General features: G+C 37.8%; 13 protein-coding genes. 5 read left to right on the top strand and 8 right to left on the bottom strand.

Annotated elements, in window-relative coordinates; all coding sequences use genetic code 11:
• Positions 1-50 precede the first annotated feature (50 nt).
• The 4 genes from MOMA_RS03920 to ribH all read right to left on the bottom strand — a co-directional run bounded on the left by MOMA_RS03920 (position 51) and on the right by ribH (position 3790).
• Positions 51-1124 carry an ATP-grasp domain-containing protein gene (locus MOMA_RS03920; RefSeq protein ID WP_009767310.1) on the bottom strand — a complete coding sequence of 358 codons (1074 nt, stop codon included), beginning with the start codon at positions 1122-1124 and terminating at the stop codon, positions 51-53.
• A gap of 166 nt (positions 1125-1290) precedes the next feature.
• Positions 1291-2532, bottom strand: a complete 1242-nt coding sequence (locus tag MOMA_RS03915; protein ID WP_009767309.1) for an NnrS family protein — start codon at positions 2530-2532, stop codon at positions 1291-1293.
• 223 nt (positions 2533-2755) lie between these two features.
• Positions 2756-3283 (bottom strand): transcription antitermination factor NusB, encoded by a 528-nt coding sequence (gene nusB, locus MOMA_RS03910; RefSeq protein ID WP_009767308.1) that lies wholly within the window; start codon positions 3281-3283, stop codon positions 2756-2758.
• 3 nt (positions 3284-3286) lie between these two features.
• Positions 3287-3790, bottom strand: a complete 504-nt coding sequence (ribH, locus tag MOMA_RS03905; RefSeq protein ID WP_009767307.1) for a 6,7-dimethyl-8-ribityllumazine synthase — start codon at positions 3788-3790, stop codon at positions 3287-3289.
• Between the two features lie 314 nt (positions 3791-4104).
• Between ribH and MOMA_RS03900 the strand changes: the two genes are divergently transcribed.
• From MOMA_RS03900 to MOMA_RS03880, 5 genes are all read left to right on the top strand, one after another.
• A complete protein-coding gene (locus MOMA_RS03900; protein ID WP_009767306.1) occupies positions 4105-4962 on the top strand; it encodes a DMT family transporter in 858 nt (285 codons plus the stop codon).
• 166 nt (positions 4963-5128) lie between these two features.
• A complete protein-coding gene (gene asd, locus MOMA_RS03895; protein WP_040625039.1) occupies positions 5129-6274 on the top strand; it encodes an aspartate-semialdehyde dehydrogenase in 1146 nt (381 codons plus the stop codon).
• A 246-nt stretch (positions 6275-6520) separates the two neighbouring features.
• On the top strand, positions 6521-7909 hold the full coding sequence (locus tag MOMA_RS03890; RefSeq protein WP_009767304.1) for a type IV pilus assembly protein FimV: 1389 nt from the start codon (positions 6521-6523) through the stop codon (positions 7907-7909).
• 51 nt (positions 7910-7960) lie between these two features.
• Positions 7961-9592: a hypothetical protein gene (locus MOMA_RS03885; protein ID WP_009767303.1), complete on the top strand. Its 1632-nt coding sequence runs from the start codon at positions 7961-7963 to the stop codon at positions 9590-9592.
• Between the two features lie 133 nt (positions 9593-9725).
• Positions 9726-10454, top strand: coding sequence for an ABC transporter permease family protein (locus tag MOMA_RS03880; protein WP_009767302.1), 729 nt, complete (start codon positions 9726-9728; stop codon positions 10452-10454).
• 94 nt (positions 10455-10548) lie between these two features.
• Here the strand turns inward: MOMA_RS03880 and MOMA_RS09960 are convergent, their stop codons facing one another.
• From MOMA_RS09960 to MOMA_RS03860, 4 genes are read right to left on the bottom strand one after another with little or no spacing between them, the layout of a single operon-like run.
• On the bottom strand, positions 10549-10950 hold the full coding sequence (locus MOMA_RS09960) for a hypothetical protein (RefSeq protein ID WP_009767301.1): 402 nt from the start codon (positions 10948-10950) through the stop codon (positions 10549-10551).
• 46 nt (positions 10951-10996) lie between these two features.
• Positions 10997-11185: a hypothetical protein gene (locus MOMA_RS03870; protein WP_009767300.1), complete on the bottom strand. Its 189-nt coding sequence runs from the start codon at positions 11183-11185 to the stop codon at positions 10997-10999.
• A gap of 35 nt (positions 11186-11220) precedes the next feature.
• Positions 11221-12051 (bottom strand): hypothetical protein, encoded by an 831-nt coding sequence (locus tag MOMA_RS03865; RefSeq protein ID WP_009767299.1) that lies wholly within the window; start codon positions 12049-12051, stop codon positions 11221-11223.
• A 42-nt stretch (positions 12052-12093) separates the two neighbouring features.
• A complete protein-coding gene (locus MOMA_RS03860; RefSeq protein ID WP_009767298.1) occupies positions 12094-12570 on the bottom strand; it encodes a hypothetical protein in 477 nt (158 codons plus the stop codon).
• Between the last annotated feature and the right edge of the window lie 212 nt (positions 12571-12782).

Genomic DNA, 12782 nt, shown 5'->3' with positions numbered 1-12782 from the left:
TTAATATTTAAGGTTATTTTAACTTTTATAAAACCAGATCTTAATCTTTACTAAATCTTAACACTTGTCATCAAAGGTCGCACCGCACAAGGCTGAATTTTTTCGCTTATTTTTGTTAAGTTTGGCTTATCAATTAATCCAGAAAAATACAAAAAAGCCAATTGAGTTAAATCCACACCACTATGCACAGTATAGCCAATACCACCCGACGGACGACTGTTAATTTCCAGTACATGATGTTTACCTGTATCATCAGCTTTGGTTTGCACACTCACAATTCCATCACAACCAAACAGCCGAATCAGCGGTATCACCACCGCCATCACATCACTGTCATAACCCAAATACTGCACATTGCCTTTTTTGTAACGCGTAACCGCTCCCAACACCTCGCCGCGTTCACACACCACATCAATAGAATACTCACGCCCTGATAAATAAGGCATTAATAACATAGGAATTGGTTTGGTTTGCATTTTTAGACTGTGTTCATAAGCAGAAATAAATTGGCTTAAGGTGATATTTTTATTATCCGTCATATACAAATGCTCAAAACTATCCAAGTCATCATCACAATACAACTTCCAAAAACCTTGGGCAAAAATACCCGAAACAGGTTTCACACACAGCAAAATTTGTTGATTTTGCTTTAATAATGCTTTTAGTTCATCTATATTATTAAACTGCCAAGCGGTTGCAACATTGATGTTGTGTTGTTGGCAATATTCGGTAAATTCAGATTTATTGTTAATTTTTGCTAACATATCACTACCAATTGCTCCTGTTAACAAGCGAATCCCTTGCTTAGACAACATGGTTCGATAGGGTTCATAATCTGCTGAATTACGCCCTGTTAGCAACACTTTGGCATGATGTTTTTTGGCATGATTGATCACAAATTCACAGCGGTTTTTTATCTGTTGTGTTTTGTCATGTTGTGTTTTGGCAAGTTTGGCATCGTATGGTTCTTGATAGGCAATATCAGCACAGCTTAAAATTTCAGGACGCTGATGGCGGTGCGATGCAATAATTTGTAATGGATAGTGCGGTTTTAAAGATTGTAGTGATTGGAGCATATCGCGTTGACTGGATTGACCCTCAGCAAGATAAACAGCAATAGACATAAAAATTCCTGTGATTTGTAACAAAAGTAGCCACTATTTTACAAAAAAAACAATGCAAAAAACAATGCAAAATACGCCAATCTTTTGATAAATTTTAGCGTATTTTTGTTTTTAATTGATAAAATATTTCGTATAATCAGTTTTATAATCAGTCATATAATCAGTTTTAGCCAAACAACCCATCGGTTCTTGGACTTAACAAAATTTTGGCATAACTCACCACAAACAATAAAAACGCCAAAATCCAAAACCCTTGTGCAATGCCAAGCGACACAAAATAATGCTCCGATGCCACCCAACCCAGCACCACTCTTGACAACCACACAAGCACCATACAAACAAAAATCACACCAACGGTTTTTGGCGGTTTGTGCACGCTACGCCCTGTATGTCCAAGCGATACGCGACTCATCATTGCAAGCGTCATCAATCCCACCCCTGCCAATGATACCGCATGCATTGCAAGACTATGATTGACAAAACCCCAAGGATAAAGTGCCAATAACAAAAACCCCAATGCCATGCCAAAAAATGACAGCCACAACGACCATAATAACGGACGCGACCAAATTTGTGGCAAATGCCAATTTTTTAAACGCAACAAATTCGTAACCGCGACCAACACAGCCGACACGCCGATCAAATAACGCGACCAATCCAATTGCGCCAAAAACACATCACCAATAAAAAATGCAAAAAAAGCAACCAAACTTAATTTATCTAAAAAAGGGGAATTTTTTACCCGATGCACCACATCGCCGCCCTCAGCAATGCCTCGCTCAATAAACATTGGCATAACTCGCCTGCCAATTGTAAACACCACACCAACAATCAAATAAAACCCAGCAAGCAAACTGCCTTGCATAACCGCCAAGTTTTTGTTGGCAAGTGCATAATAAAACACCAACTGGCCGATGAGTAACAACATAAGTTTTGCCACAATGCCAATTTGACGTTTTTGGCGAACCTGATAAATCGGCTTTATCACAAAAAACGCAGTAAGCAACCAAAACCCAATGTCAAAAACCCCTGCCAATATGGTAAAACCATTGATTTGAATGCCATTTATCAGATAAATCAAGCGTGCCGCCGCCCAAGGCAAAAAGATTGCCAACAATTTATAACCATAAGGCATCGGCTGATTTGTCCATGTTTTTACCGCAGTTAACAAAAATCCTGCTATCAATGCCAACCCATAACCATAAATCATCTCATGCCCATGCCAATAAAAAGGCATGATTTGATTGATCGGATCAAACATAAATTTGGTAGCAAACGTAATGTGCGACCATTTAAGCATACTTAAAATAGCAAAAACCCCTGCCGATAAAAAGAAAATCCGAAAGCCTAAATTTAGCACAGGGTGTGGTGATGATGGTGGCTTACTTGGTAAATTAATAGACTGCATATTATGCCTTTTTGAAATTCGCCTTTTGAATCTGTTTTACACAAACGCACAACTGTCTGTGATTGACTGTTAATTGAACACGTTTATTGATTGACACATTATTGTAACAAAACTGCGATAAAATGCGATACTGCTTTAGGCTTAACTGCTTAAGATTTAGCAATTTTTTGTTTTTATAAAAACTTTTATAAAAAACAAAGGCGTATCATCTACGCCCTTATTTTTAACTTTCTGGTTTTGTTTGAGATTTTCTTAAATCCGCCTGCACTTCAGGATCTCTTAGCTGTTTTGCCAATTTATCCATCACCACATGAATGAGTTTATAACCATCACTTGAACCAAAATGCGTATTCAACTGAATGGCCTCATCTATCACGACTTTATACGGAATTTCTAAACGGTATTTTAATTCATACAAACCAATTAACAATACCGCCTGCTCCACTTTATCCAAGCGAATCCAAGGACGATCAAGATTTTTATCAATAAAATCAATCAATTGTTCATTTTGTTCAATGATTTTACTCAACAATTCATGATAATAGCCCAAATGCACCGTATGCATCGCATTTTGTTCACGCGTATGGGCTTCAATGGCATAGGCCGAATTTTTGCTCAAAAGCCACTCATACAAACCTTGCACCGCAAAACGGCGTGCCTTGCGAATAGCGGTTAAAGTTGTTTTATACGGCAATTTTTGTGCATTTTCAAAGTTTTGCCCAGTTTTTTGCAAATTTTCAACTTCCAACATACATTACTCAACCGAAATTTGATTTAAAACATTGATCATTTCCAAAGCCGTTACCGCCGCCTCTGAGCCTTTATTGCCCGCTTTTGTGCCAGAACGTTCAATCGCCTGCTCAATGCTATCGGTGGTTAAAATTGCATTAATCACAGGAATGTCATAGTCAAGACTTATCGCACCCAAGCCCTTTGCCGACTCGCCTGCCACAAAATCAAAATGTGGCGTACTACCACGGATAACCGCACCCAAGCCGATGATCGCATCAAATTTATCACTTTCTGCCAAACGTGCCGCCGCCAAAGGCATCTCCCACGCTCCTGGCACACGCACCACCGTAATGTTACGACCTGCCACACCATGACGAATCAGCGTATCAATCGCACCATTGACCAAACTTTCTACCACAAAACTGTTAAAACGCGCAACCACAAGACCAATCCGAACGGTTTCATTTTGGTGCAAATCACCGCTGATATGATTGACTTGATCCAATTCTGCTTGAATATTTGCCATAACTGTTACCTTATTTGTTGCCTTAATTGTCATTTCATCAAAAATTTAACCACTATCATAGCATTTTTTTAACAAAAAATCCGTAAAAACTGCAAGAAACACAGAAAAAAATCAAAAATCATTTTTAAATATTTTGTTACAATTTAAGCAAAATAATAAAATTAAGTTCGTTAATTTTATGAAATCCAACCAAAATTTCTATCAATACAGTAAAAACATTAAAAAAAGCAAAAATTTATTGAAAAATTAAAATATTTTGTTACAATTTAGCCGTTTTTTATTTTATGTTTTCCAATCACCAAAAGGATCTGTTTATGTTGTATCTTTGCCTTGCTGTTTTTTGTAGTGTTAGCGTGTCTTTATTACTCAAAGTCCTGCGACAACGCAATATTGACATTCGCCAAACCATTTTACTTGGCTACCCTGTTGCGTGTTTTTTAACTTTACTTTTGTTAAAACCTGATTTTAGCCAATTAAATAATATGCTTAACAATCAAATTAGCTTAACGATTATGTTGGCATTGGGCGTATTATTGCCAAGCGTCTTTGTGATTTTAGGCAAAGCAATTGAAACATCTGGGGTGATTTTGACCGATGCCTTTCAACGCTTATCCTTGATTTTACCGATTATTGCCAGTGTGGTGATTTTTGGTGAGGTTATCAGCGGACAAAAATCCCTAGGCATTGTGTTGGCTTTTTTGGCTTTGTTTGCTTTATTGTTTAAAAAACCAAACGATCTTGCAACAAATACCAACCATAAAAACAATTATGTGTGGTTAATTGGTGTATGGCTCGGTTATGGCGTGATAGATATTTTGTTTAAACAAGTAGCAAAACAAGGCGGTTCATTCCCTGTTACGCTGTCGGTAAGTTTCGCCCTTGCATTTGGCATTTTACTCATCTATTTATTGGCAAAAAAAACGGCGTGGAAAAAAGAAAGTTTGGTGTGGGGTTTGTTATTAGGCATGCTAAATATGGGCAATATTTATGCGTACATCAAAGCCCATCAAGCATTATCTGAGTCGCCAAGCCTTGTATTTACAGGCATGAATGTGGGCGTCATCGCAGTAGCAAGCGTGGCAGGATTTGCCTTGTTTGGTGAAAGATTAAACAAAATTAATGCATTAGGAATTGGACTTGCGATTTTAAGCGTGGCGGTTTTATTTTGGTAAAGTTTGGTTTTGACTCATTCACCATTAACCAATAACCACTATTTTAACACCTTTTGCCAAAAATCACTTGCAAAGTGCACAAAAACAAGGCAAGCTAAACAGTTATTATTTTGTTTATTTTATGATTTGTAAAAATCAAGGTATGGTTAAAAATCAAGGTATGGTTATGAGCAATGTTTTAAAAGAAAACCCCATTGTTGGCTTGGTCGGTTGGCGTGGCATGGTAGGTTCTGTGTTAATGGAGCGAATGTTGGCCGAGGGCGATTTTGATGGCATAACGCCTGTGTTTTTTTCAACCAGCAATGCCGGCGGCCAAGCACCAACATTTGACAAACTTAGCAACAGCCAATTAAAAGATGCCAATGACATTGCTGAATTAGCCAAATGCGATGTCATTCTCACCTGCCAAGGTGGCGACTACACCAAAGCGGTACATCAGCCTCTGCGTGATAGTGGTTGGACTGGGTTTTGGATTGATGCAGCCAGTTCGCTACGCATGGCAAATAATAGCACCATTGTACTGGATCCCATTAACCGTGAAATGATTGATAAAGCAATTAAAAACGGTCAAAAAGACTTTATCGGTGGCAATTGTACTGTAAGTTTAATGTTAATGGCAATTGGTGAATTGTTTAAACGCGACTGGGTAGAGTGGGTTTCTGCGATGACCTATCAAGCAGCCAGTGGTGCAGGTGCTAACAATATGCGCGAGCTTATTAAAGGCATGGGCTATATCCATAACGGTGCAACAGATGAATTAACAAATCCAAGCAAGACGATTTTGGAGCTTGATCGTAAAGTAGCCAATTTACAGCGTTCAGATGACTTTCCAAAACAGTACTTTGGCGTGCCACTTGCTGGCAGTTTAATTCCTTATATTGATGTACAACTTGACAACAACCAATCCAAAGAAGAATGGAAAGGCTTGGTAGAAACCAACAAAATTTTAGGCAACGGCGACAATAACCAAGTAAAAATTGACGGAATTTGCGTGCGTATCGGTGCGATGCGGTGTCATTCGCAAGGCTTAACCATTAAACTTAAAAAAAATATTGCACTGGCAGAAATTGAAAATGCATTAAAAAACAGTGGCAACCAGTGGCTTGATGTGGTAGAAAACGACAAATCTGCATCGCTTGAACGCCTAACCCCTGTTGCTGTAACAGGCACATTAAAAGTTGCAATAGGTCGCTTGCGTAAAATGAATTTAGGTGATGAATATTTAACCGCTTTTACTGTTGGCGATCAACTTTTATGGGGAGCTGCTGAACCTGTGCGTAGAACACTTGCTATTTTGCGTGGTAAGTTATAAACTATAACACAATTTTTAGCATTTTGTAACCAAAGTGTAAAAAACGCGTCAAAATTTGGTGCGTTTTATCCCATTGCCAAAAAAAATTATTGTTTTATCAGACAAAAGTACGCTTATAAAACAATAATACTAGCAATTTATTGCAAATTTTGCTATAAAGACAACTTAGATTTATAAAAAAATACTTAATTTACAAATGGCAAACACTTACGTTACACATAATTTATTTTCGGCAAGGATTTTGTTATGTCTTGGCAAAAACGCTCCATTAAACTTATTTTAGGTTTACCGCTTTCGTTACCGATTATTTCTTATGCGGTCAACATTGGTGATACCTATGTTCAATCGCAACAAAATCAGCCATTGAACGCAATTATCAATGTTACCGACATTGATCCGGCAAATTTTTCGGTCAAGATTGCCAATCCAGATGCTTATCGTCAATTAGGCTTATCAAAAGACACTGATATCAATGTGCGTTTTGAAGCAACCAGCAGCAACGGTGGTAAAATTATTATGACCACCAAACAGCCTGTTGCAAGTCCTTTTACAGATGTGGTGCTTGATATCAACAGCAAAGGCGAGATCAAAACTCTGCCAAAAACTTTACTCATGCCAATTGACAATTCACAATCGATTATCACCCAGTCAAATACATCACTTGTGGAGCTTGAGCCTGCACCGATTGTGGTTGTACAAAACAACCAAATAGAATTACCCAAAACAAGCGAACCTGAAATTACCGAAGAGCCAATAATTGAAGCTACAACAACCGAACCATTGGTAGAAAACACCTTAAATGAGCAACAAACACAACATTTAACCGTTGAAGAAACTCGCCGAATTTATCCTGTGGGTGCTATTCCCACACCGCTTCCGCCACTAACCGAACAGCCTTTGGACACCATGCAGGCACTTGAAAAAGAGCCAGTGAGTGATACCTCCGAACAAAGTCAGGCAGAAAGTGAAATTACAGCAAGCGATGACACCAAAACCGATGACACGGTAACTGATGATGACACGGTAACTTACGTCATTCAGCGCAATGACAACCTTTGGACAATTGCCAAACAACTTGCCAAGCAAAACAATAAAAGCATAAGCGATGTGATGCAAGAAATCATTGCTACCAATCCAAAAGCCTTTGCAAACAACAATCCAAACAAATTACAAATAAACACAAAACTTGAAATTCCAAAATATCAGGTCATGCCCTCACAAATTGGGGTAAAATCAGCCAATGAAGCTCGTCAAACCGCTAAAAAGCAAACCAACGAAGCCAAATCTGGCAAACAAACCGATTATAAAGCTTCAAAACCAAAACGAACCGCAACCACCGTTAAAAAACAAACGGTGAAACCGCCGACTCCGACCACGCACAAACAAGAAATGCAAATCATTGCACCAAGCCAAACAGCAGGTTCCGTTGCAGTACAAGACAGTAATAAAAGCAGTAATCAAGAATCAAAATCCGTTGTCAATCAAGTACAACAAAAACGTAAAATCACTGCTCAAAAAGCATCAAAGGTAAGTTCGCTAAATCAAAGTTTGGTAGATGCAGAACAACGCCTAAAAATGCAAAATGCAAAATTAGCACAACTTGAACAGCGTTTAAAAGAGCTAAACAAAAATTAAACCGTTTTAAACTTTCATAATGACATAAAAAATACAAACGAGGAGATAGGCATGAGTCCAATGATGATGGGCATTATAGCTGTAATCATTCTAGTAATCGTCGTAGGCGTGTTTTTCTTTTTGAAAAACCGCAATGGTTCTACAGATTCAGCCGAGCCACAGGCTTTGGATAAACGTCCAAAAACCTTGGCAGAGCAACAACTTGAATTAGAACAACAACGCCTAAATCCAAAACCAACCCCTGCCCCTGTATCTACGGCAGATGATGATTTACAAAAAGCACAAAACTTTATCAATCAACAAGATTTTAACAGTGCTGGCAAAATATTAAAGCAGTCTATCAAAAACAACCCCACTCGTGGTGATGTTCATGTTATGCTGTTAAATACGTTCGCTTTGTCAAAAGATTATGAAAATTTTAACAAATTTTACCCAACGGTTATTGCGTTAAATGACCCAGCCACCACAACTCAAGCCAATAATTTAAAAAACTTGATTGATGAAGAGTTGGCATTTAACCAAAGCATAAATCAATCCGCTCCAAGTGCTACCGCTGCACCTGTTGTCAACAACACGCCAACTTCAACAGCAGATGAGGGTTTGGCACTTGATATGGCATTTGATGAGCCAACGCCTATCGCCACGCCAAAACCTGTTACATCTGATCCTGCTGACGAAATTAGCATGGATTTTGATTTTGACACAGATAGCACGCCCTCAACATCAACTCAAGCAGTTGAACCTGTTACAAGTGCTACAGACGATGCCTCGGTAGACTTTGATTTTGATTTAGAGTCCGAAAAAGAATCAGAATTAGAAAAAGAAACACCTGTTGCCAAAGAAAATCTTGAGATTGAAGATGATGTTGCAGAAGATCTGAACTTTGATTTATCTGATGAGATGGCTTCCACTGAAACATCTATCGATCAGGATTCCGATCTTGTGATTGAAGAAGATACGATCGCAGTAGATGAAACAACAGATCTTAACTTTGATTTACCAAACGATACCGCTCCAGTTACCGCTCAAGTTGAAGTGCCTGTTGTTGCTGATTCTGTTGCAAGTGCTACAGACGATGCCTTAGCAGACTTTGATTTTGATTTAGAGTCCGAAAAAGAATCAGAATTAGAAAAAGAAACGCCTGTTGCCAAAGAAAATCTTGAGATTGAAGATGATGTTGCAGAAGATCTGAACTTTGATTTATCCGATGAAAGCATTGAAGTTGAAACACCTGTTGATCAGGATTCCGATCTTGTGATTGAAGAAGATACAATCGCAGTAGATGAAACAACAGATCTTAACTTTGATTTACCAACAGAATCAGAAAAAGCTGAAGAACCTGATTCTCCAGTCGCTCTTGAAGAAATATCTGATGTTGATGATTTTAACCTTGATTTGTCCGATGAAATTGCTTCAGCCAAAACGCCTGCTACGGATACTTTGGTAGATGACAAACCTGTTGAACCTGTTGCTACCCCTACAAGCGACATGGATGCCGATCTTGGTGGTGCGTTCGATGCAATCAAAAATCTAGACTCAACCAAACTTAATATTGAGCTTGCAGAACAGTACATTAATCTTGGTGAATACGACAGTGCCAAACGCTTGCTTAACGAAATTCAAACCACTGCAAGCGATGAGTTTGGTACAAAAATTAAAACTTTGTTAGAAAAAATAGATTAAACAGTAGTCTAATCAAGTTAATTATGTTAATATTTAACTTTATCTAACAAGACCATAAAGGCAAAATAGATATTTTGCCTTTTTTATCACTATTATTTGCTTAAATTTTAGTATTGTTAAAGGATAAACATTCATGTCCACTCAACCAATCACCCCAAATCCGCTCACTGACAACCCATCAACCCATAGCGAGTTTATATTTAGTGCAGCAGATTTTGATGATTTATCTGATTTCACACCACCAACAACCACACCCAACACGATTGATACCACATTTAGCACAGACGATTTGGCTAAACTGGATTTAAACCATAAAGATTTACCACCAAAAGATTTAGCAAAAACCAACCCGCCCATTGTTAACACGCCCATTCAAACCAATTCAATATCAACAAGTAACAATGCACAAAAACCCACAAGCAACATAGAAATTAACGCCCAAGCCACGCACACCTCCAATCAAGTTAACCAAAAAACCAAATCCAACAAAGCAAAAGCCCAGCATATCAATACCAAGCCTACGTTTAGCAAACGCTGTTTACACACGGCATTAGTCGGTTCTATTTTTGCGTTAGTGGGGTTGTTGGTAGATTGGATTATCAACCTAAGCAAAGTTTTTGGTGAACACAATTCCGCTGAAACATTGTGGTTTTTCTTTCCCTGTTTGGCAATTTTAGGCGTGGTATTTGGGTGGTTTTTTGGCACAAGAGCCCTAGATGTCGTATTTGGCATGTTTAATTTCACCTTAGATGAAAGTCGCCCAAACGATGACGATGGTTTTTCATCAGGTTTATTCAAAGCAATTGGATTTGGCTTAAGCATTGGTATGATTGGTTGGTTGATTTTGCTGATGTTGGCATAATTTTAACAATATCATTTTAGCAATAAAAACCAAACCCCAGTTGGAATTTGGTTTTTGCCAAGTTTTTCAGATAATTCACTTAAATCATTATCGTTTATCGGACTTTAGAGTCAAATGCAAGCGTTGATGCACGACTAAAATGCACACCTCCATCGCTAAATTCGTTATTGTCTAACCACAAAATGGTTTTAAACTGCGTGGTGGGACGACCATTTTGTTTGCCTCGATAAATCACCCTTACCTCTTGTAAGTTATGACTATTATAGCCACCGCTAATACTTTGTAAGATTTGTAAAATGCGAGTGGTTTGTTCATTGTTGATGAGATCACTTGGAGTTACAATAGATTTTGGTTCGGTTTCACCCAATGTCAATTCACCAAGTTTAAAGGTAACTTTGCCACCTGCGGTGTTGTAGTTAAATTCACCTTTGACATTGGTTTTGCCAAGGGATTTGCCTTTTTGTAGTACTTCTAAGCCCTCTACCACACTGTCCAAAAATATGCCAGTTTTAACCTCAGGAGTAGTTGACTTAGTCGGTTGATTATGATAGGGGGGGGGTTGGCGTGATTGTGATTAGCATGGCTATTGCTGGATTGGCAATGCTATCAAAATGACCAGACAAAGCGTCATAAAAATCACGGCTTTGCTTGGTGGTTAGGGTAAACAAAGTATCGCAGCCTTGATTATTTAGGCTTAATTTTAGCTGACGCCAATCATTGTGCACTTGCATATTGGCGTATTCGTGATAATCAAGTTGTCTTTCTATTATACTTCTTTTTCAGCCGCATGAGCTATAGCCATGCTGGTTTGCAAAAAGTCAGAGTAATTGAAACCTTCAGAGCTGATAGAGAATACTCTACGATTCACATTAAAATCTAAATTATAAATCTCTTTATTCTCAGCGTTCTTGAGACTCTGTAATGTAGCTTGATGACCAACCAAATCAAAATTTATTGATTCTTTATATACATTAAGAGAATAATTATTTGCAGGAGTCAAATACATTTCATTTATTTCAAATCTCTTACCAGTTCCATCCTCATAATATCTAAATAGAGAGTTAAACTTACCTTCGCTAAGCGAACCTGAGTAATCTGCTCCCATTAATTTAAAGTTGCCACCAAGTATAGAATTGACATCTGTGGGAGTGAAATTTAATTTATTTTTGACATTTTCTAAATTTCCATTTTTTCTTAAAGCTTCCTTAAAATCATTTGCCTTAGTAAATTCATGAGTTATCTCCCCTCCGCTATAACTACCATACTTATTCAAATTATCGTAATCTTTCTTAAGATTACTGATTTCATCAGGTGGTAAGCCACTTTCTTCTATTGACATATATTTAACACCATTTTCAGAAGAACCAACCATTGTTACTAGTTTTTCCGCATCAATGGCATTTATCCGAACAGCTTTCGTTGATATTGGATTTTTTGGACTAGATGAAGGTTGATTATTTTGGACATACGAATTAGCAGTTGCTGAAACTGCAATCGCTTCATTCTTTGGAATGGTATTAGTATAAGATGTTCGGTTATTAGTGATATTACTATTGGGTTTAAAATAGAATAATACCCCAGTCACTAGTAAAGACATACATATGCCTAGCAATATTAGAATTTTTTTCATCTAATAAACTTATAGGTAAGCATTATCAAAGCATTTTTTAGCAGATGTACTAAATTGCACAGTGCTACCTGAATTCAATTTTTCCCAATGTGTGCCTGTAACAGAATAGTATGGTCCAGTTTGGGGATAGGGCAATAAAGCAGGCTGTACTCTACCAGCATAAATTCTAACCGATGTAATATAAGAATTACCTGATTTTAATCGAGTTACTTGATTGGAGCCAGACGTTTTTTGGTCAGAAACCACATAAGCTGTATGATAATAGGGTTTAAGCTTAGATTCGCTAGCATTTGCCATAAAAAGAGCAAAGCCTTGTCTATCATAGGTGAAGGACTCATTGTACCAACCAGATCCTGTAGGTGTAAGCTGTGTCTTAGGAAAAGGAGCCCAGCAGTTAGCTCGACTAATCGTTGTACCAGGATTAACAGCAGCTATTGATAAATTTGCAAATATTAGTGCAGTAATGGTCAATACCATCTTTTTCATAAGCCTCACTCCCTTGTCTTGTTTCACTAAACCAATTTCACCACTCACAAGCAACTTGTAACTTAACAAACATTTTTTGATTTATAAATCATTAAAAACCAACAAACTGTAATAGTTTAGCAAACTTAAATATTTAAGTCCATACAAACCCACTAAAAATTATATAAATAAACCACAAATCACCCCCAAACCAAAACCCCCATCACTCAAAC

This window comes from Moraxella macacae 0408225 (assembly GCF_000320365.1).
GTDB classification, from domain to species: Bacteria; Pseudomonadota; Gammaproteobacteria; order Pseudomonadales; family Moraxellaceae; genus Faucicola; species Faucicola macacae.
This window is presented reverse-complemented; position numbering and strand designations above follow the sequence as displayed.